The sequence below is a fragment of the Candidatus Kryptoniota bacterium genome (assembly GCA_036567965.1).
Classification (GTDB): domain Bacteria; phylum Bacteroidota; class Ignavibacteria; order Kryptoniales; family JAKASW01; genus JAKASW01.
The window spans coordinates 1-21,443 of the sequence record DATCTN010000001.1 but is presented as its reverse complement, the minus strand read 5'-3'; the positions used below and the strand labels follow the sequence as shown (position 1 = coordinate 21,443).

14 protein-coding genes are annotated in these 21,443 nt (G+C 50.7%); 12 read left to right on the top strand and 2 right to left on the bottom strand.

Annotation, left to right across the window (positions count from 1 at the left end; all coding sequences use genetic code 11):
- The 12 genes from VIS48_00070 to VIS48_00015 form a co-directional block, all read left to right on the top strand.
- On the top strand, positions 1-1,056 hold a 1,056-nt coding region (locus VIS48_00070; protein ID HEY9164537.1), incomplete at its 5' end, for a T9SS type A sorting domain-containing protein.
- Positions 1,057-1,267: 211 nt separating this feature from the next.
- Positions 1,268-2,572, top strand: coding sequence for a cohesin domain-containing protein (locus tag VIS48_00065; protein HEY9164536.1), 1,305 nt, complete (start codon positions 1,268-1,270; stop codon positions 2,570-2,572).
- Between the two features lie 434 nt (positions 2,573-3,006).
- Entirely contained in the window at positions 3,007-4,278 is a 1,272-nt protein-coding gene (locus tag VIS48_00060; GenBank protein ID HEY9164535.1) for a Glu/Leu/Phe/Val dehydrogenase, read from the top strand.
- 118 nt (positions 4,279-4,396) lie between these two features.
- Positions 4,397-4,762, top strand: a complete 366-nt coding sequence (locus VIS48_00055; protein ID HEY9164534.1) for a hypothetical protein — start codon at positions 4,397-4,399, stop codon at positions 4,760-4,762.
- A 429-nt stretch (positions 4,763-5,191) separates the two neighbouring features.
- Positions 5,192-5,890 (top strand): tail fiber protein, encoded by a 699-nt coding sequence (locus VIS48_00050; GenBank protein HEY9164533.1) that lies wholly within the window; start codon positions 5,192-5,194, stop codon positions 5,888-5,890.
- Positions 5,891-6,150: 260 nt separating this feature from the next.
- On the top strand, positions 6,151-6,849 hold the full coding sequence (locus tag VIS48_00045; protein HEY9164532.1) for a tail fiber protein: 699 nt from the start codon (positions 6,151-6,153) through the stop codon (positions 6,847-6,849).
- Positions 6,850-6,904: 55 nt separating this feature from the next.
- On the top strand, positions 6,905-9,436 hold the full coding sequence (locus tag VIS48_00040; GenBank protein HEY9164531.1) for a LamG-like jellyroll fold domain-containing protein: 2,532 nt from the start codon (positions 6,905-6,907) through the stop codon (positions 9,434-9,436).
- Between the two features lie 782 nt (positions 9,437-10,218).
- The gene (locus VIS48_00035; protein ID HEY9164530.1) at positions 10,219-11,718 is read left to right on the top strand and encodes a T9SS type A sorting domain-containing protein; all 1,500 of its coding nucleotides are present in this window, start codon (positions 10,219-10,221) and stop codon (positions 11,716-11,718) included.
- 942 nt (positions 11,719-12,660) lie between these two features.
- The gene (locus VIS48_00030) at positions 12,661-15,066 is read left to right on the top strand and encodes a hypothetical protein (GenBank protein HEY9164529.1); all 2,406 of its coding nucleotides are present in this window, start codon (positions 12,661-12,663) and stop codon (positions 15,064-15,066) included.
- Between the two features lie 27 nt (positions 15,067-15,093).
- Positions 15,094-16,254, top strand: coding sequence for a hypothetical protein (locus tag VIS48_00025; GenBank protein HEY9164528.1), 1,161 nt, complete (start codon positions 15,094-15,096; stop codon positions 16,252-16,254).
- 206 nt (positions 16,255-16,460) lie between these two features.
- Positions 16,461-17,135 (top strand): hypothetical protein, encoded by a 675-nt coding sequence (locus tag VIS48_00020; protein ID HEY9164527.1) that lies wholly within the window; start codon positions 16,461-16,463, stop codon positions 17,133-17,135.
- A 415-nt stretch (positions 17,136-17,550) separates the two neighbouring features.
- The gene (locus VIS48_00015) at positions 17,551-17,949 is read left to right on the top strand and encodes a GxxExxY protein (protein ID HEY9164526.1); all 399 of its coding nucleotides are present in this window, start codon (positions 17,551-17,553) and stop codon (positions 17,947-17,949) included.
- Positions 17,950-18,300: 351 nt separating this feature from the next.
- On the opposite strand, the gene VIS48_00010 is transcribed toward VIS48_00015, so the two are convergent.
- Positions 18,301-19,857, bottom strand: coding sequence for a carboxylesterase/lipase family protein (locus VIS48_00010; protein HEY9164525.1), 1,557 nt, complete (start codon positions 19,855-19,857; stop codon positions 18,301-18,303).
- Between the two features lie 10 nt (positions 19,858-19,867).
- Positions 19,868-20,983, bottom strand: a complete 1,116-nt coding sequence (locus tag VIS48_00005) for a redoxin family protein (GenBank protein HEY9164524.1) — start codon at positions 20,981-20,983, stop codon at positions 19,868-19,870.
- Between the last annotated feature and the right edge of the window lie 460 nt (positions 20,984-21,443).

Below are 21,443 nucleotides of genomic sequence, written 5' to 3'. Positions count from 1 at the left end.
ACATTTGCCACGACTACTTATGACACGAGTGGAGTGGCAGCGACGTCAAAAGGCATCAGCGGTCTGGCAAATCTTGCGAAGTATTATTGGCGGGTCGATGCTACCAATGCAGGAGGAACAAGCGGCTGGTCTTCAGTGTGGTCGTTTACTACTGTAGTTTCAGCACCTTCGCACCCGACACTCCTTCTCCCAACGAACGGATCCGAGGACCAGCGGGCTGATACTCTTATTTTGATTTGGAGCCGGAGTAACGGCTCGGTTGGATACCACTGCCAGCTGTCGGCAAGTTTCACGTTCTCATCGTTTGTTGTCAACGATTCCACTACAGATACCACCAGAAGAGTAATGTCTTTAACAAATTTCAAAAAATATTATTGGCGTGTAAGTGCTTACAATGCCGGTGGAGAGAGTGCATTCACTTCAATAGATTCGTTCACGACTATAGTCGCAGTACCTGCGGTTCCAAACCTGCTTTCACCCGTTGGTACTTCCCATCAACCGCGGAAGACGACATTTACCTGGAGCGTTTCTGCATTCGCAGACAGGTATCGCCTGCAAGTTGCGACCAGGAGTGATGTTGACAGTCTCGGCGAGTTCATAGCGGGGAATATAGCATTCGATACGACGCTTACAGACACTACCAAAAAGCTGGGCACTCCGTTGGCAGCCGATACAACCTATTACTGGCATGTCTTGGCAATCGACACCGCAGGAGCTAGCGCTTACTCCGTAATTGCTAATTTTAGTACGGGGTCAGGAATAGACCCCGTAGTCGAGATAAAAGGACTACCAAAGGAATTTAGCCTTTCTCAGAATTATCCGAACCCATTCAATCCAACAACGACAATCTCATTCGATATCCTCAAACAATCGCGCGTCGAACTGGTAGTCTACGACATACTTGGGAGAGAGGTGAGGACACTCATTAACGAAATGAAGTCTTCGGGCAGTTACACGGTGACGTTTGACGCGTCGATGCTGCCAAGCGGAATTTATTTTTACCGACTGGTGGCAAACGACTTTATCTCAATTAAGAAGATGGTTCTCCTGAAATAGGTTGATGGAAGCTTAACGTCTGGCAGTGTTTCAAAAGATGGGCGCACGTCCCTTCGGATGTGCGCTCTTATTTTTTAGGAGGTTGACTGATCAGTTTGGAATTCTGTAGTTCACTCGAAAATTTTGAAAACTAAACGCTAGTAATCATTCAACCGGAGAGTCACGAGTGCGGTCATTAGCGCCGCGTACTCGGTCGATGAGAAAGCTTAAGATGGTTAAAACTTCAAAGTACATGACGATTTTGCTCTTGCTGGCTGCGTCCTCATCTGCAGTCGTAGCTCAAGTGAGGTTGTCTATTCCAGATACAAGCGGTGCCAGGGGAAACAAGATCACTTTGCCGGTCTACGTGGATACAAGCCTTACGGGCAAGGGCGTTGAGGCATACCAGATTCAGTTGAGTTATAATTCGACTTACATGTCAGTGGACAGCGTAATATCGACTGGAACCTTGAGCCAGACACTCGGTCCGGTAAGCTACAACATATCCATCCCTGGAATGGTGAGCATTGCTTCGGCCGGGTCAACAGCCCTTACCGGGACAGGTGTGTTGATCTATGTCCGATTTATTCTTAACGCAGCCGGCTTAGATTCTGTGTCTTTTTCCGGGGGAGGTGAAAAGAATTTCCTTAACGAAGGGAATCCTTCTGTAGTGCTTACAAATGGGAGTGTGGATGTATTAGCTATCCCCTCAAATCTTCGCGCGGTGACCATTGACTTTGATAGAATAAGTATGTCTTGGAATGACAGTGCGAACAATGTAACTGGCTTTGTCTTGCAGCGGACTTTGGATACAACGACCTCATGGTCCAATGAGGCGAGCTTGCGAGCGAATTTCAGTACCTGGTCCGACACAGGTCTGAATGACGGGACAGAATATTACTACAGGCTCTGTGCCGTGGACAGTCCATGGATCTCCGGCTATTCGAATGTTGCAAGTGCGATTACACCGCTCAGACCGCCGACAAACCTGACCGCAAGTCAAATCGTCGGGGAGAAGATTAAACTCCAGTGGCAGGATAATTCCGGGAGCGAATTGAAATATTACATTGAGCGGAAGACAGGCGCGGCAGGTACATACGGAGTTATCGATTCCGTCGGAACGAACGTCACTACTATTACCGACTCATCCGTAGTCGCCGGCAGCGTGTATTACTACCGGGTCAGGGGAGCAAATTCGCTCGTTACCTCGGCTTATTCGAACGAAGTGAACCTGACAGTGACAGGTATCAGGATGGACCGGGCCGGTGTACCGGACGAATTTGATGTGTCGCAAAACTATCCCAATCCGTTCAACCCGTCGACTAACATAGCGTTCCAGGTTCCGAGCGCGAGCCACGTGACTATCAGGGTTTACGACATGATCGGGAGGGAAGTCGCTACATTGGCCAATGCGGATTATCCTGCCGGATATTACGACGTCACTTTTGACGCGAACGGGCTTTCAAGCGGCGTCTATTTATTCAGAGTGACTGCCGGTGGTTACGTCCGGCTTAAGAAAATGGTTCTGATGAAATAGAATTTCGGGAGGAGGAGGTAATTTCCCGCCGTGAGAAATCTCGGCGGGACTTTTATTAAATATCGAATGCTGACGGTATCCGTATGTTGCGCATCAGTTCGTGAATCGTGGACGGGCGGATCGATACTGCGGAAACTGAGGTGAATATATCCGTCCGAATCCCTTGTCTCCATCTAATTCGTTCTGAATTCCCCTATTACAGTTACTGCGTTGCAGATCCGGGGTCTTGTATTTAAATTCCCATTGCATTCCAAAAGGGATTTGTTCTTTGGCACATTTGGGGATCATTCAGAGATCCTTGATCCATTACGAGATGGATGGCAACATCGAACGGAACAAACAGTTCCGGTTCGCAGCATAGAACCGCGGAAATATCTTTGCAGAGGAGACATCCGTGGCGTCCCATACTTTTCCACAAGAAAGGAGTAAGACCTATGGAAACGGTTGCTAGAGGAATCGTCCTCCACCAGAATCCGTACGAAGCCGCGTTGAAGAACTTCGACATGGCGGCGGATCAACTCGAGCTCGATTTCGATATTCGTATGATGATCAGAAATCCGGAACGCGTATTGACCGTGAACATCCCGGTTCGGATGGACACAGGCAGAATTGAGTCCTTTGTTGGCCATCGTGTTCAATACAGCACAGCGCGCGGACCGGGGAAAGGCGGAATTCGATATCATCCCGATGTGACACTCGACGAAGTGAAAGCACTCGCGTGCTGGATGACATGGAAATGTGCAATTGTAAACATACCGTTCGGCGGAGCGAAGGGTGGGGTAACTTGCAATCCCAAAGTGCTCTCGATTCATGAACTTGAACACCTCACGCGCAGGTATACCGCGGGCATTCTCCCGATGATAGGTCCTGAGATGGATATCCCCGCCCCGGATGTTTACACGAATCCGCAGACAATGGCCTGGATCATGGACACGTACAGCATGATGAAGGGATATTCTGTACCCGGCGTGGTAACCGGGAAACCTCTCAGCCTTGGCGGGTCGCAGGGAAGGAATGAAGCAACGGGGCGCGGCGTCTTCTACACCATCCAGAGCGCATGCGATATCCTGAACCTTCCTCTCAAAGGTGCGAAGGTTGTCGTCCAGGGATTCGGAAACGCTGGCTCTGTTGCGGCACATCTGCTCGACAGCGGTGCGAGTTACGTTATCGCGGTGAGCGATTCCTCGGGATGCATCTACAACAAGAACGGGCTGGATATCCCGAAGCTGATGCTGCACAAAGTCCGCACGGGCACTGTGATGGGGTTCCCCGGTGCAGAACAAATAACACCCGACGAGCTACTCTCGATGCAGTGCGACATCTTCATTCCTGCGGCGCTCGAGAATTCCATCACCGGCGAAAACGCTAACAAGCTTAACACGAAGATCGTTGCGGAAGCGGCCAACGGCCCCGTTGCGCCAGAAGGCGACACGATCCTATTCGATAAGGGCGTGTTCATCATTCCGGATATCCTGTGCAATGCCGGCGGCGTGACCGTTTCATATTTCGAGTGGGCGCAGGACGAGTCTCATATTTTCTGGGATGAGACGGAAGTCTACGCCCGCCTCGAGAAGATAATGAAGTTCAGCTTTGCAGAGGTAATCAAGATTCACCACGACAGGAAAGTGAACATGCGTATCGCTGCGAACATGCTGGGTATTGGAAGAGTCGCGGAGGCCACCCGCCTGCGCGGACTTTATCCGTAATGATGTTTATGGACGGGGCATCCCTCATCGGGATGTCCCGTCGCTCTTTGAAAACAGGAGCCCGCCGGAAGAAATTCTGAACTACTTTCCGGCCTGATTTCAGAAAGGGTCGATCATCATGAAGCCGAATGAGGGAGATTTGGTGCATGAGAACATCCAGCTTGAGTTCGAAGCGGCTAAATCATTCCGATCACTCCCGGATGCACCCAACACTTACATTCACGGAACGAAAATTTGTGCCTGGCGAAAACACGGACCAATCTCTTACGCACTTGACCCGCAGAAGATTAACGGGACAATTGCGCTTGTAGACCTGCAGATCACGGCGTCCGAGGAAGACTTGGACGACATTGATCTTGAGGAATACTGTTTGGAGTTCATCAGCACGGATGTTCTTCCGAAATGGCAAAGTGTCAGGCGCGTGGGGCTTCATAAATCGCCGGTGGAATTGCAGACTGACGAAAGCTCTGAACCGGAGCTCTGAAACATTTCCGGTTGAGCACCCCAATAGTATAAATTCAATCAATCCATCCAGTCATCCCAACTGGATAGGTACCACTAATCTTTCTTTCGCACGGGCCCGATAAATCGAGCCCCATTCTTTTACCTCTATCACATCCTTCTCTCTCCTGTCTCCTTTTTCCTCCATTTCCCCAAATAATGTCAAGAGAATTACCAATCTCGAGGGATCCGACTCCTTTCTTCTCGACCAAGTGACAGCAGTCACCTCGTCCGCGAACCGTACATATGTTCAGTTGTGCAAGTTGCCGCTCACGGCAAACTTCGCATGAGGGGAAAGGCGACTTCCGCCGGGAATTTTGCCAGTCGTACGTACGTTCATTACCTAGAGGAAGAGAATCCTCTCCGAGAGGTAGTGCGCACAACGTTGTCAATTTTAAGAACAGGAGGAACCATGGAACAGATTAGTTTACCAGGCAACACCGAGGAAAAGAAACCCGCAGAGCGGAGACGTTTTCTTGCCAAAATATTGGGAGCCGTTGCCGGAGCCGGAATACTGGGCGGAGCAGGAAAACTTCTTGCCCAGGTCGGGAAGAAGAGCGTGGACACGAGCGGGAATCAGAAAAAAGTTGCAGACAGCAGCCCATACCTTGGAGAAATCCAAATGGTCTCTTTCAGTTTCGCGCCGACCGGCTGGGCTTTATGTAACGGGCAGCTTCTTCCCATCTCGCAATATGCCGCGCTGTTCAACCTGATCGGAACTACTTATGGCGGCGACGGCCAGATTACGTTCGCCCTGCCAGATCTGAGAAGTAGAGTGCCGATCCATCAGGGCCAGGGCAATGGGCTGAGCAACCGCGTAATGGGTCAGATGTCAGGCGAGGAGAATCACCAGCTCACCAGCAGCGAAATGCCGTCTCATTCCCACTCTGTTACCGCGAGCACTTCAAACGGTACTTCCTCTTCTCCTTCAGGCAATTATCCGGCGGTGAACAATGAAGGCATACAACATTATGGTACAACCTCGAACGGCACGATGAACGCTTCGATGATCGGCAACACCGGCAGTTCCACTTCACACAATAATATGCAGCCTTACACCTGCGTCAATTTCATAATTGCGCTTTCGGGAATATATCCCTCTCAAAGCTGATAGAGAGAAACCCATCATGCCGGGCAGATGATTGTCCGGCAAAAAGACTGTCCGCCAATGAAGTGACTGCACTCACCCCTGTCACAAACTGTACATTCGTTCAGTTGTAACGCTGCGGCGCCTCCTCAAACTTCGGTTGAGGAAGAGAACCCCATAACAGGGAATTTTGTCGGACGCGCGCATGTTGATAAAACAGGAATGTAATCCTCGCAGACAGGTCGTGCGTACAACAGTTGTCAATCATATGAACAGGAGGAAAGATGGAACCGATTAGTTTACCAGGGAACACAGAAGAAAAGAAACCCGCAGAGCGGAGACGGTTTCTTGCCAAAATATTGGGAGCCGTTGCCGGAGCAGGAATGCTTGGCGGAGCGGGAAAACTCCTTGCCCAGGTCGGGAAGAAGAGCGTTGACTCGAACGGGAACCAGAAGAAGGTCATGGACAACGATCCGTTCGTCGGCCAGATCGAAATGGTTGGGTTCAATTTCGCTCCGGTTGGTTGGGCGCTTTGCGACGGGTCGCTCATCGCTATCTCAACTAACGAGGCATTATTCTCATTACTCGGCACAACATTCGGCGGCAACGGAATTAATACATTTGGTCTTCCAGATCTTAGGGGCAGGTTCCCTCTCGGTATGGGACAGGGGAATGGCCTGACGGATCGCCCAATAGGAGAAGAGAGTGGCGAAGAGAACCACACACTCATCAGCTCCGAGATGCCGATCCACACCCACCAGGTTGAGGCGAGCACTTCGAACGGGACATCAAGCACCCCTTCGGGCAATTATCCGGCTGTCAATAACGAAGGCATTCAGCATTATGCGACTACGGCCAACGGTACAATGAGCGCCAGCATGCTGACGAGCGCCGGCAGTAGCCAGTCGCACAACAATATGCCGCCGTTTCTTGCCGTAAACTTCATTATCGCCACATCGGGAATATTCCCGGCCAGATCCTGACAGCCTGAAACTTATTGTGCCGGGACTTGAAAAATCTCCGGCAGAAGGAGGAGCAATGAAAGCAAAAGTTCTTTTGGTCGTTGTCGGGATTGCCGCGTTCGCCTCGGCTGCTGATTGTCAATCCCTTTTCTGGACGGAAGTCGGCGGCGACAAGATAGACACTTCGAAATTCAACGGGGTGTCACAGGCAACCGTTCTGAGCGGCCTGTCGAGTCCGTATGCTATCGCGCTTGACGCGAGCACCGGAATGATCTACTGGACGGACGTCACCGGCGGACATATCTACCGTTCCAACAGGGATGGCACAGGTGAGCAAACGTATGCAAGCGGACTGAACCTGCCGCGCGGCATCGCAATCGATAATACAAATGGGATCGTCTACTGGATCGAAAACGGCAGCAAAATGATCCGCTCGTCGCCGGCCAGCGGCGGCTCGATCACGAACCTCGTCACCACCGGCCTGAGTGCTCCCACCGGTATTGCGGTCGACGAGAAGAACGGGAAGATTTACTGGACAGACAATGGCGGGACTGATAAGTACATAGGAATGTGCTCGCTCAACGGCTCAGGCGTGGCGCACATAGAATCGGTGACATCATTTATCTCGGGCATCGCCGTAGACACGGTCCATTCAAAAATCTACTGGACAGAATACGGCACGCAAAAAAAGATCATGTCTGCCGCGCTCGACGGCTCGGACACCGCGACGGTGTTGACACTGAGTTCATCCGACCCGAGGGGAATAATCGTCATGGGTTCTGCGGGACTTCTTTACTGGACCAACTATTTAACAAACACTATTGAGAGCGCTAACCTCGACGGATCGAATGCGCAGCTCCTCGTGTCGAGCGGATTGAACAACCCGTTATCGATGCTAACTACTTCCAGCAGCCTCCTCGTGGCGGCATTCGAAGGTTATCCGGGGACAGCTTTGTACTTCGATGGAAGCAGTAACTATGTCAACGCTGGGAGCTCTTCGAGTTTCAATTTCACCGGCTCGTTTACAGTGGAAGCATGGTTCAAAGTCACGTCGTTCCCGTTCCAATGGGACGCGCTCGTCACAAAGGGCGACGACTCGTGGCGAATCGCGAGATCGAATTTCTCGAACAACCTCGCGTTCAGCACGAACGGACTTTCGAATGTCGACATGACCGGCACAACTAACGTCAACGATGGCAACTGGCACTTCTTCGCAGCGGTGTATAACGGCTCAACCAAGACATTATATGTTGACGGGAAAGTTGACGCGTCGGTGTCCGTGACCGGAACTCTCAGTTCAAGCACATTCCCGGTTTATTTTGGCGAGAATGCCGGCCACACGGGCAGAAACTTCAACGGTGACATGGACGAAGTTCGCATCTGGACAGTCGCGAGGACCGAGCAGCAGGTACGGGCCGACATGTTCACGACAGTCGCGAGCGCGCAGCCGAATCTCCTCGCGTACTGGCAGTTCAACGACGGCACAGGCACCACTGTCGCCGAACCCGTGAGTGGAAGCAACGGTACGATAAACGGCGCCGATAATTGGGTGACATCGACGGCACCAGTCGGCCAGTACGGAGACTACGACGCAAGCATTTCGACAGACAGCGTCGGGCCGACAGGTGCAAAAATATCCATGACCATCTCCTCGATTCCCGACTCGCTCGACTTCGTGGGCATTTATTCCTATGGTTCTCCTGTAACGGCGACAACAAGCGATGCATTTCCAGGCGGAGTCACCAAGCGCTCATCTTTAGTCTGGGGATTATACGCGTACGGCACAAATACGGCGACCTATTCCATGAACTACCCCGGCATAAACGGCATCACAAACCAAGCGACGCTGTTTCTCCTGGGGAGAAGCGCTGCTGACGGGAGCTGGTCGAACCTTACGGAATTCTATACGCAGAGTACGCTTCTCCACGATTTCGAATCGTCGAGCACTTCACTCACTTCAGTGAGCCCATCGAAACAATTCGCGCTCGGGGCCGGAAACGACAACTCGCTCGCCGTGCAGTTGTCGTCATACCAGGCGACTACCGACGTGGGGTCAGTGACACTCACCTGGAAAACGGCGTCCGAAGCCGACATCGCGGGCTTCAATATCCTGAGACGAGACCCGGCAAAAGCGGAATTCGTCCAAGTCGCAAGCTACTTGAGCGATGCTTCTCTGAAAAGCAATGGGACAGTGAGCCGCGGCGGAGCTTACCAGTTCACTGATGCCAAGGTTAAGTCCGGTTCCACATACGACTACAGGATACAAAGCGTCACTCTGGAAGGTGCTCAGGTCGACTTGAACACCATAACTGTGACGGTCGATCTTCCCAAGTCATACGCACTTTATCAAAATTATCCGAATCCGTTTAACCCTACGACGACTGTAAGATTCGATCTGAAAGAGGCCTCTACCGTGACTCTGGAGATATATAACGTCCTTGGGCAGAGGGTAATGGAACAGGAATATGGCACGATGAGCGCCGGACGTTACGATGAGAGTATTAGCATGGGCAGGTTCTCGAGCGGAGTGTATTACTACAGGATAAGTGCAGTAGGTAATGACGGACAGAAGTTCACATCCGTCAAGAAGCTGGTATTGATGAAGTAATTGAGGTCGTTCCGTCGCGAAACGGCGGAACGCACTCTTCCTTCTGTCATACAAAGTACCGACGATACTCTCTTACTTGTCAATTCGACTCCCGACCTTTTGCAGTACTCCCGCTTTGTCAGATCGAGACCCGATACTCATCGCTTATGTCTCATCCTGAGTTCCGACGATATACTCTTAATTGTCATTTCGACTCCCGACTCTCCCCAGTCGGGAGGAGAAAACTCGGATACACCGAAACAGACAGGACTCCATGGCAATAGAAGTGGACGTTTCGAATGCCAGATAACTTCTTTGTTTCAAGTAGACTGCCGCATTCATCGATTCGAGATTTCTCGTGCCGGTTGCAGAACACCTGCACTCAAGATGACAATATGGGGAGAGTTTCGGAAACATGACGACTCCGAATTACATTTTCCTACTCTTTCATCCTGACTCCAGACGCTCATCAGTCGGGAGGAGAAAACTCGGGTACACCGAAACAGACAGGACACCATGAAATTGTGACAGTGACAATTTCTTGCTCACGGACTCGATAAATGGCCCCCCAACGAAGTGACTTCTAAGGAACTTCTTCCACATCCGGTAGGTTAGATATTTTGTAAAGGGGCCGATTTTGCCCTAAGCGTCTGGCGCGGTCTAGGCGTCGGCGACGCGAGAGATGCTTCTCTCGGTCGGCATAGGGCGGCCTCCTGTGCTTTTCAATGTCAGGGAGAGTTCTGCTGGCTAAGAGTCTCCCATAATTGTTTCAAGACTCAAATAACATTAGAACGGAGGACTAAATGAGATTTTTATACAGAAATACATTTTGGGTCGCAGTCATACTATTTGTCACCTCCATTGACGCGCTGGCATTTGCGAGCAACACATCTTCCAATGCTCAGGGCCGTAGTGATGTAAATAGTCTCGGGAGGAAAGCGGTTGCCTCCGCGAACCATTCGGGTCACAAAACTCATCCTGGGAGAGTCTCCGTCTTGAAATCCCGTCCACATGTCCCCTTAGATCTCTCGAGCGAATTCAATTTCACCGCGACTAACGGCACATTTAACACGATCTCATCGACGGGCACCGAATACGATGGTGGATCCTTCGATCACGACGAAGGAACGGAGATTGGAATTCCGATCGGGTTCACTTTCTATTTCGGAGGAAACCCATACTCTACAGTAAACGCGGCAAGCAACGGCTGGCTTTCGTTCAACCCCTCATCCTTGGGAGACGGAGGATTTTATTTCACCGGCACCCTCTCAGGCGCGGACGCAAGCATGCTCCCGTTTCTCGCTCCACTCGATGCCGACCTCTACATTAACGGGAGCATCTTCTATGAAACAGACGGCTCGGCGCCAAACAGGACGTTCACGGTCGAGTGGGACCATGTCGTGGGCTATGGGAATAGCGACTCGGCCACTGCATCCGACCAGCTTTCGTTCCAGGTTATCATGTATGAAGCTACCGGTGAAATCCAATTTGTCTACACTCCGGGCCCGGACTACGCGGTCGCGTTCAATACTGAAGACAGCCCCAGCACACTCGGGATCGTCGATTCGCTCGGCAACTATATCGCTGTGAGCGATATGAGCACGTCTGCGACAGTCAGCTCGTCCGGGGAAAACGACGCCATTAGTCCTCCCCCATCTGAGGGCCTTACTTTCTCCTTCACTCCGCTTGTGTACGATTACTCTCTCGCTGTGCAGGCGACGGATTTCATCGCGACGCCGGACATCGGCTCGGTCACTCTGTCCTGGAAAACACAATCGGAAATCAAGAACGCAGGCTTCAACATCCTTCGCGAAGACCCCGGCATGAGTTCTTTTAAAATGATCGCGAGTTATTCGAACACCGAGAACCTGAAAGGATTAGGCACGTCGACATCAGGCAGGGTTTACTCCTTCACGGACGACAAAGTGACTTCCGGGTCCACATATAGCTACAGGATACAGAGTGTTTCAACGAGTGGTGCGGTGAAAGATCTTAACACGCTCACCGCGATTGTGGACGTCCCACAGAGTTATGCACTCTACCAGAATTATCCGAATCCATTCAACCCTGCGACTACGATAAGATTCGATTTGAAAGAAGCATCGACCGTGACACTGGAGATATATAACGTCCTTGGACAGAGAGTAATGGAACAGGAATATGGCACGATGAACGCCGGACGTTACAATGAGAGTATCAGCATGGGCAGGTTCTCGAGCGGAGTGTATTACTACAGGATAAGTGCAGTAGGTAATGACGGACAGAAGTTCACATCCGTCAAGAAGCTTGTGATGATGAAATAATTGACCTCGTTCCGTCGCTCTACTGTGGAACGCAACCGCGCAGGGGTTCCACAGTGGAGTGATAGAACCAGGTGAGAGACGACTGTTGGGGCGACTCAGGCGCCGCCCCAACAAGATAGACACTATCAATCCTTCCCAATACCCCAACGGAATAGACACCTCCAGTTTTTCTTTCGTACAGCCTCGATAAATCGAGCCCCAACGAATCCTGATTCTCAAATCCATCTCATCGCATTGCTACCCAAGTGGGCGGTTTGGTTCTCAAAATGTGGGAAGTAAACCGCCCACCTATTTTGGGTGAGATTGCGAATGCGATTTAATTTTGTCGATTATTGAATGGCACACCTATTGCACAAGAATTCACATGGCGGAAGATGTCATAGACATCATGGCACATGGAGCAGGCCCCGAGAGATCACACTTCTATCCAACTGCACCTAATCTCGGGGCCTGCGATATTTTAACGCTGGGAAGAAAAGAAGACAGATAAACAAGTGATGCCTCCTGTCGCCCGGTAGGGCGGCAGAACAATCAAGAGCGTCCCCAAAAGGGATAGTTCCACAAATCTAACAAACGGCCCGTGCCGGTTTTACCGCAGCACCTCCTTGGCCAATCCGGAGAGGGCCATGCACTGTTCGACAATCGTGTAGAGCGGGATGTCCAGAAGTAATTCCTTGTGTGATGGGATCCCGGACTACATGACCGCAGCGTTCTTGAAAAACTGGGTCATCCGACGTCTCGGAGTGCGAAAGGGAAAGTAAGAGAGTTGTAAGCCAGCACGTACTTTAGAAAAAGATGACAGCGCATTCGTGACTCTTTCAAGAGGATGCAGCTTGTATGATTCAACGTCCACGAGCCCAACGCAAGAGTCAGATGGCACTAATTTCCTTGACCATCGTTCGGGGAACCAAATGACGAACAGCCGCGAAGAAAGGAAAGAACATGAAAAGATTTGTACTCTTTATTGTCTGCATTCTCGCCTCCGACGTCGTACAAAGCCAAAACCTCGTCTTGGGCGAGCAGGGATGCTTTAACTTGCGAATCATGAATCCCTATGATAGTGCCAAGGACAGTCTCACCGTAAGGCATAATAAGTTTCTCATCAACCTCGGAGTATCTATAAGCGTTCTGGATTCTTCAACGGTAACTGTCAGGACGCAGCCCATCCCAGATACCCTCTGGGGCGAACTGGACTTCTTGATGGTGAGAAAAGACAGCCTTCTCTCAAACCAGATATCACCGTTATCTGGCACACTCTCATTTGGCTGCACATCACCCGTACCTCAGATTGTGACGACACAGGAAGTGACTGATCAGGGCAACTTTGATATCCCATTCTCTTTTGACAACTCGACCGAGTCAACATTCGAGATGAGAATTGCGGGGAAGGGATTCTTCCCAATTTCGCCGATTGATACGAACAACAAGGCGCCCTTGCCGAAACTTGACGATCCAAGCATGCGGACGGTGAAGATTCTCTCGGCTTCCACCAGAGAACTCGATCTTCTCATTGCTACCGGCGTGTCGACTCTGGCAGGAAGCAAGAACATGACCATAAGCAATTTCGACGGCCGAAGTTCTTCTGTGTCCTTCGTGATGAAAACAACGAATAACCCCATGTTGAGAAAGCCAGCGCAGGCAAAGAGGTATAAGATATCGAACGACACGGACATGTCCATTATTGCCTCCAACCCGCAGAACATAGACAGGTTCATATTCACCAAAGGTGATGGGAGCGAGATTCAAACCAGCGGGATCAGAATAAAGTCTGTCGACGCGAGTAAAAAGGTTGTTACACTTCAAATCTATTTCGACGAGGCAAGGCAGCTCTCGCAGACCGGTGCCAACATATCTGTTCGAACGCGCAACGGTGACGTGCTCCAGCAGGGAGCTTTTACTTCCTTTTTCTATGTGCAGCAAATGCCGAATCAAATCTATCTGAAGCCAATCAGTTGTTACGGAGGAGACGAGCTCCACCGATGGTCTCTCACATCCCCAATCGATATCTTATCTCCGGGTCAAACCTATTCACTGGTAGCGAAGTCGGGCAAGGACACGATTTGGAATGTCACTTACAACCCATCCGTTCCGGATTTGGAATTCGATAAAGTGATTGTCGGTGCGGATGGATACGGAAGTTGGTCACTGTTTGATCAGGACGACGAAGAGGTGGGGGTCAGTGGAACACTGGAGGTGCGCAGTGTCCCTTCCATCGGTAATGTTGAGTGGATCAATTCGGTTGACAGCCTCGCATCACTTTTTGGTCAAGACACTCTGTACGCCACAGGTTGGGACCAAGGATATAAGGTGAAAATGAATATCCACGGGCTTTCCACCCAGGATGAATGCAGGAAATTCTTGGACTCCCTGAACTTTGAAGGATTTGAGAAGAATAGTAGGGGTACTATCGAATCATTCGCTGACGGAGTATTCGATGTGTCAGTCGACGTAATGATTCCAGTTGGTATTTCCCCAAGGAGGCTGTATGACCTCCGCGTGAATAATGGAGACAGGACTCCTCCAATTCCGGTAAAGAGTGTCTATGTAAAGACGTTCAGTTCTCCCGCGAGCCCGTTTAGAAGTAAGGGGTTCATCGTTCTTCATATGCCGGGAGGGGAAACGATTCCTCTCGACAGCGCCAACGGATTGAAATACGCGGAGGTTAATTATTCAGCTGAACGGGGCCAGGGGATTCCGCGCCTCGCTTTCAACAGCTCGGACCTTCATTCAGGCACGCAACATTTGAATATCGATGTCAAGGTAATGAACGATAGCGGAAGAATCGTGTGGGAGTCTCCAGTCATTCACCAAGATGTCGCGCCCGCTCAACTTGGCGAACAGCAACTCGATATGGGAGGCGTTGACATCGGAGAATGGTACACCATGGAGATCATCGTGAACCATGACTTCAGAGAATACTCGCCTGTTGTCACCGGAGAGGGCCCGCTTTACGACGTCAAGATAAGGTTCAGGGGAAAGTCTTACAAAGTCAGATACGAAGCATCAATCCCGTTCCAGCAGGTTTCATTCGTCATTGAGGATACACTCCGGGCTTCTCCATTCGCACTCGGATTTAATGTGGTGTACGATTTCAGGCGGGATGATAACCCATTTCAACGAACGAGCTGGTCGGTAGGTTATGGAATTTATCTTGCCGACATAACATCGCTTCTCTCCAAACAAAGGCTCGCGTTGGCGGTAGTGCCGCTCGGCATGTTCAGGCCGTTGTCTGAATTCCAGTTTGGAATTGGGTTCGGACCGGGCGTAGACATAAGTTTCAGCAACAATGCGGGTAAGACACGCGGTTTTGCGACGTTTGTTATCCAGTTGAATTATTCCCCTCATTAAAGACGCTCTCTTGCGTGAGGACTCTAAATGAAGAATAGATCTTCTTTCGACAATCCAGCTCGCACAGCTGTCATTGTCATCCATGGCATTGGCGAACAGGTCCCGTACGAAACGCTTGACGCATTTGCGACAACTTTTGTGAAGTGTCTGCATAATGTGGAGCTCTCGCACGAAATTATTACACGTAAAGACGGAAATGGAATTGAATGGCAGGAGAGCTTCGTTCAGATCGATCACGAAAACGGACCGCCGATAGACATTCACGAGTACTATTGGGCTTACTTGACGGAAGAGCAGATTTCCATCCCGGAGGTGCTTAGCTGGGTTCAGCAAACCCTGGAAGCCACAAAGAAATTCTATCAGAGTGATGTTGAACTGCAGAAGAAGTACGAAGAAAGGCGGGGAACGAAAAAATTTCCTCTTCTGTACGTCCTACGGCTCCTTCGCGCCGCCGCCATAGTGCTCCCTTTTCTGAAACTCGCATGGCTCATCGCCTCGCCATTCTCTCACAAGCCGCTTGATAGGTGGCTCCACGCGCTTCTCGATAGATTCGGCTGGATTATTACGGGCTATATCGGAGATGTCGCGATCTACACTACGACGGATGAAAAGTCGAAGTACTACAGGATAAGACAGGAAATCCTGAAAGAGTGCCAGGCACTTGTGGAGGAAATTCTGAATGATAAACGCTACGATCGCGTAATCATTGCCGGGCATTCGCTTGGGAGTGTAATCGCTTACGACACGCTCAACCGGATCAACATTGAGACGAACCTGAACGGCAAGAATTCAATCCCGATAAAGAAGCTTTCAGGATTGATAACTTTCGGCTCGCCTTTAGATAAGGTCGCATTCTTTTTCCGCGAGCACACGCGATCAGACCAATATATTCGCAGGCAAATCCTCGCTCATCTGCATTCATTCAAGTCAAAACCCCTCGACTTCCAAAAGGAAGATCACATCGTGCGAGACCCGCTCGCGCGCAATCTCGATTTCATTCCATGGGTGAATTATTACGCCCGGAAGGATCCGGTAAGCGGTCATTTGGATTTTTACGATATCAAGTCGGGCGATAACGTTGAGCTCGCCCTTCCGCAACCGTGGGGAGCGGCGCACTGCGGGTATTGGACAAGTCTCCAGTTTTATGATGATATTGTCACGCGATTTATCAAATCATACAATTCATGAAGAAGACGGAAGCGCATTCCTGAACTCCGGAATGAGTATAAGATGATCCAGTGAACAGAGTTACTTCTTCTGTCGACATATATCGCATCATGCAACCTACACTTCTTTCAACGTCACGGACGGGATTTTTGAAATATGGAATCCATCCATGAGCGCAATAACAATCCTCTTGCCATCAGGCGAGCCAAAGAAAGGAGAATGATCAAATGTCGTTAGGTGACATATTCAAAAAGCCTTCCGTTCAAGCGGCGCTTGTGGGTGCGCTTGGGGGAATAGCGCCGAAGCTGATTGCATTCATCCCGGGGTTTTTTAATAATGTGTTTCCCTCAGGGGGAGCTATTATCGGAATGGCAGTCCTCGCCGTACTAGGAGCAGCCATTGTTGCAATTTATAATGAGCCGAGTCTTCACAAAGCTTTAGTGCTTGGTGCGGGAGCACCTGCAATCCTGGGGACTCTGACTGCAAATGTAGCCAACTTCAACTCATCTGCTGCAACTTCGTTCCTGAATGTTCCCTTTGCCTCGGTCGCCGAAGCACGCCCCGAGACGCCGGCGGACACGATCAGGATTATAATAAGCGAGAATGCAAGTCCGTATAAGCTTAACTCGATATGGCTGTACACGGATTCAAAGACCACATTGCAGTATCAGCAGAACGGCGATACCCTTGTTGCTCCTGTGCCACAAAACACGCAGGAGTTGTGGATCTGTTTACCGGGCGATGGCAGCAAGTTGGCCGTTCCGATTTCAGATATTCTCAAAAGTAAGTGCGTGCACCTGAGGATTTCGCAGGACAAAGTTGTTCGCGATTTTTGGAAAACTCTCGGAGATGTGAACCTGCCGAAATATAAAATAGAAAACATCGGAGGGGGAAAGCCATGACTTCAGTGTGACTGCATGGCATCAGACGTTCCGGGAGCACGCCGGTCTCGATCTCCGCGACGATGCTGGGATTTGACAGCACAATTCAGCAATACCGGGCGAAGGTAAGAACGAGGCGTCAATACTAAGGGGGGATGAAAGAATGTCTGAACCGCGGATTACACAGATATCTCAGATGTCGCTGATTGGATAGAAATCATTAGCGGCGGACTTCCTTAATCTGCGTGCATCTGCGGTTTTGACGATGTAGAAGGTGACATGGAAGAGTAAAAAGAATGTCTAAACTGCGGATTACACTGAATACTACCGCAGATTACACAGATTACTCAGATGTCGCTGATTGGATAGAAATCATTAGCTACGGACTTCCTTAATCTGCGTGCATCTGCGGTCTTGACGGTATAGAGAATGACCAATGGACAACGAGGGATATAAATATTCCGATTTAACGGGCAAGATCATCGGCGCTGCAATGAAGGTGCATTCAACGTTGGGCAACGGGTTCCAAGAAGTAATTTATCAGAGGGCATTGGCTATTGAAATGGGAAAGCGGGGACTTGAATTCCGGCGGGAATTTGAAATACCAATTTACTACGGAGAACAAGAGATAGGGACGCGTCGCGTTGATTTCTTAGTTGAAAGTAAAGTGATGGTCGAGCTCAAGGCAGTGACGAAATTGGAAGACGTGCATCTTGCCCAGGCAATCAATTACCTGGAAGCATATAGACTGGAGGTTGGGCTTCTGTTAAACTTTGGCGGTAAGAGTTTGGAATATAGAAGGGTAATAAAAAGTCAAGATAGGAAGAATAACTGAACCCTGACCACTGATTACGCTGATTACTACCGCGGATTACACTGATCAAACTGATGTCGCTGATTGGAAGAAACTCTTTATCTGCGGAATCAGTCAATCAGCGTTCATCTGCGGTTCTGACAGTGTAGGAGATGACACTAAAATGGCGAAGCACCATCGAAGTGACCCGTAGGACGCTATCTACCTGCCCGATATCAATCGATACAAGAATCCAACTGCACCATCCACATCGAAGATACGGCGTGCAGCGATGAGTGGACCTGACTCGATAAAAAATTCCAGATGGAAAGGACTTCCACTGAATATGCGCGTGATCGCATTATCAGTGTACCATATCCTTGAGCCGCAATGTTAGGGCATTGAGCTCAGGCTATCCAGGAATTCGTACCGGCTCCTGTGTTTGTCGGGAGCGGCGGCTGCATTCTCCTCAAGATGCATCACCTGGTAACCGCCGGCACTATCGTACCTCGGCCAGTTCGGCAGACCTGGTCCGTTTGGATCTCCTGTCTTCGCGAAGTTGGTCCAGTATGACGCGATGAGTTCCGACGCATCGCGATCGCTCTGCGTCCATGGCAGATTCCTTGACGATAGCACTCGGAATACGAACTCGATGTCCGAAGCGTGGGGCGTCGCGTTGACCGGCGCGGGAAGCGGCTGATCGAACTCGTATCTGTACACCGGAGATTGACCCGTCTCAAGTTGTCTCTCAAGCCACTTCCACGTGGAGTACGCTATGAAAGCGTCTCCTTCGAAGTCACTGGCGGAACGCTCGACTTCCGATTCTGTAGAACCCGGATAAAGTTTCAGGAACTTGCTCGCGTTGCTGCCAAACAGCGTGTCGGCCCGCTTGACGTAATTCTCAGGTGAAGGCGCCTCTTCCCTGAAGAACGACCTGTAGTTACCTTCGTCTTTGTTCCATCCGGCTAATAGCGCGACGTGGCTCTGGCTGCCAGTAGAGTAAATCGAATCGCACGACTCCGGCAGGAAGTAACCGTCGATGTCCTGCGGAAAATGAAATGGACCCGCCTTCAACGATGCGTCAAGAATTTCCTGTGCAGGCATGGCACGCAGCTTTTCAAGGGAGGTCGTGCCGAAAGCTGATTTTACAAATTCCTCTCCGGATTTCTCGGCTCGCTCACGGGTTGCTAAATGCAGGCTCTTGCCGAAAAACGCGCCGCTCTCGCCGATCGCACGATGGAATAACCCTTGCGCTAATGGCGACGCCATCAGTGCGCTCACGGAGAACGAGCCCGCCGACTCACCGAAGATGGTGACGTTGTCCGGATCGCCTCCGAAAGTCGCTATGTTGGCTTTGACCCATTTAAGCGCCGCGACCTGGTCGAGGAGTCCGTAGTTGCCCGACGCCTTATGCTCCGACTCCGCACTTAGTTCGGAGAGCGCGAGGAAACCGAATACGCTCATCCTGTAGTTGAAGCTCACTACGATCACACCTTTCTTACACAGGTTGCCGCCGTCCTGTCTTGGCTCCGACGAGCTCCCTGCGACGAATCCTCCGCCGTAAATCCAAACCATCACGGGGAGTTTGCCTTCCGGTCGATTTGCCTCGGGAATCCAGATATTCAGATAGAGGCAATCTTCGCTCGGACCGGCGTCGTTGAAAACCATATCGCTGAATATTCGCCCCTGCATCGCGCGCGGCCCGTATTCGATCGCCTTCCTGACTCCGGTCCAGGGTTGCACAGGTTGAGGCGGTTTCCAGCGGAGCGGACCGATGGGAGGTGCCGCGTAAGGAATACCTTTATATGTCCGCACCTTTCCGTCGACACTTACCACTCCCTCCAACATTCCGTCTGAAGTCTGAATCGTCACGTGTCGCAACTCCTGCGCGTTTAGTCCTTGCGCTGCCATGAGCAGCAAGACCGCCCACCTCTTCGCGTGAAATTTCATTTCCATTCCCTCACCACGGTTTCCTTTCGTTCATCCCTTTCTGGATCGCCCTCCTGACCGCGAGAATGTCTATACTTCCTACTTCTCTATAAATTACATTTCCCTCGGGATCGAGTAGGACTGTGTAAGGTACGGCTCCCTGCCATTTGGGATCGAAGGCGTTCATCAATTGGTCGGTGTCGTCAGTTCCGAAAACAAGATTGCGGTTGGAGGCATGCTCTTTCTTGAGGAAGTCGAGGACCTTGCCCTCTTCATCCGGCGCGTTGATGGAAACAGTCACAAGCTCGAACTCGCGGTGACGGTACATCCGGTTCGTTGTCACGAAGTCGTCGAACTCCGCCACGCAAGGTGGGCACCATGTAGCCCAGAAATTTATCAGACGGAATTTTCCCGAATCATTCTTTCTTAATGCCTGCAACGCGGTCGTATCGGCTTTGGAAACAGTCACTGGTTCTTCATCGAGTTTCTGTAGATACGCTTTCACGAGGTCTTCTTTGCCCGCCCACTTGATGGAACAGCCTACGGCTTTCGTCTCGGCCACGGGCGGCTCCTTTCCGGCAAGAAGTGCATCGAGCGCGTCGCGCAAATAAGTCTTTGTGACATGTTCGATCCGCTGTGAATTGTCGATCGCGCCTGCATAGCGGAGTTTCCGCTGTGCGTCGAAGACGAACACGTGAGGCGTGGCGACCGGTCCGTGCGCACGCGATACCGATTCTGTTTCACCGTCATAGAGGTAAGGGAAATTGAACTCCTTGTCCTTTGCGCGGATCTTCATTTCGTCGAATGTATCGCTCAGGTCTGTCCAGCCAAGTTCATCGAGCCGGACGGACTTCGGGTCGTTGGGCATTATCGCGACGAGGGCGACGCCTTTGTCTTTATAGTCGATGACAATCTGTTTCAGTCGGTCCTGGTAGTATTGTGCCGTCGGGCAATGGTTGCATGTAAACGCAACCACGAGGATCTTCGAGTCCGCGAAATCGTTCAACGTCCAGTTGCGACCGTCGACTCCCGGGAGATTGAACGCCGGTGCCGCAGAGCCGAGGGTCAGTGTAGGGAAGTCGTCATGCTGTTGAGGCATGAGAAGGCAAGTAAGCGTCGTGAAAAGAATCGGAAGCAACATGTTCATTGCAATTCATTCTCCTCCCTGAAAGTGAAATCATAAGAGTTGGTTTTGCCATATGGAATCCTGTTTTGGCCCGTGCAGTTATGTTAAGAGTTGATTGAGTGAATGTCAAATCAGGCAGGACGCAGGCCGGAGTACAACTCCTTTTGGAATTAAGTTCGACAGTACAACTGTCGAACAACGAACGTCTTTTGACTGAGATTCTTTCTTCTCCCCCTTTTAGGGGGAGAATTAAAGAGGGAGTTATACCTGGCGCTCGGCACCCACAAGGCTCACAGGCAGGAGTCCAACTCCATTGCGATTTAAGTTCGACATTACAACTGTCGAACAACGAACAGACGGTGCAACTGCCGAAGAACGAACGTCTTTTGACTGAGTCTCTCTCTTCTCCACCTTTCAGGGGGAGAATTAAAGAGGGAGTTATACCTGGCGCTCGGCACCCACAAGGCTCACAGGCAGGAGT

What these genes read in the sequence shown, in the direction of transcription:
- VIS48_00065 (HEY9164536.1), top strand. Translation starts at nt 1,268, where the DNA reads ATGGTTAAAACTTCAAAGTACATGACGATTTTGCTCTTGCTGGCTGCG.
- VIS48_00060 (HEY9164535.1), top strand. Translation starts at nt 3,007, where the DNA reads ATGGAAACGGTTGCTAGAGGAATCGTCCTCCACCAGAATCCGTACGAA.
- VIS48_00055 (HEY9164534.1), top strand. Translation starts at nt 4,397, where the DNA reads ATGAAGCCGAATGAGGGAGATTTGGTGCATGAGAACATCCAGCTTGAG.
- VIS48_00050 (HEY9164533.1), top strand. Translation starts at nt 5,192, where the DNA reads ATGGAACAGATTAGTTTACCAGGCAACACCGAGGAAAAGAAACCCGCA.
- VIS48_00045 (HEY9164532.1), top strand. Translation starts at nt 6,151, where the DNA reads ATGGAACCGATTAGTTTACCAGGGAACACAGAAGAAAAGAAACCCGCA.
- VIS48_00040 (HEY9164531.1), top strand. Translation starts at nt 6,905, where the DNA reads ATGAAAGCAAAAGTTCTTTTGGTCGTTGTCGGGATTGCCGCGTTCGCC.
- VIS48_00035 (HEY9164530.1), top strand. Translation starts at nt 10,219, where the DNA reads ATGAGATTTTTATACAGAAATACATTTTGGGTCGCAGTCATACTATTT.
- VIS48_00030 (HEY9164529.1), top strand. Translation starts at nt 12,661, where the DNA reads ATGAAAAGATTTGTACTCTTTATTGTCTGCATTCTCGCCTCCGACGTC.
- VIS48_00025 (HEY9164528.1), top strand. Translation starts at nt 15,094, where the DNA reads ATGAAGAATAGATCTTCTTTCGACAATCCAGCTCGCACAGCTGTCATT.
- VIS48_00020 (HEY9164527.1), top strand. Translation starts at nt 16,461, where the DNA reads ATGTCGTTAGGTGACATATTCAAAAAGCCTTCCGTTCAAGCGGCGCTT.
- VIS48_00015 (HEY9164526.1), top strand. Translation starts at nt 17,551, where the DNA reads ATGGACAACGAGGGATATAAATATTCCGATTTAACGGGCAAGATCATC.
- VIS48_00010 (HEY9164525.1), bottom strand. Translation starts at nt 19,857, where the DNA reads ATGAAATTTCACGCGAAGAGGTGGGCGGTCTTGCTGCTCATGGCAGCG.
- VIS48_00005 (HEY9164524.1), bottom strand. Translation starts at nt 20,983, where the DNA reads ATGAACATGTTGCTTCCGATTCTTTTCACGACGCTTACTTGCCTTCTC.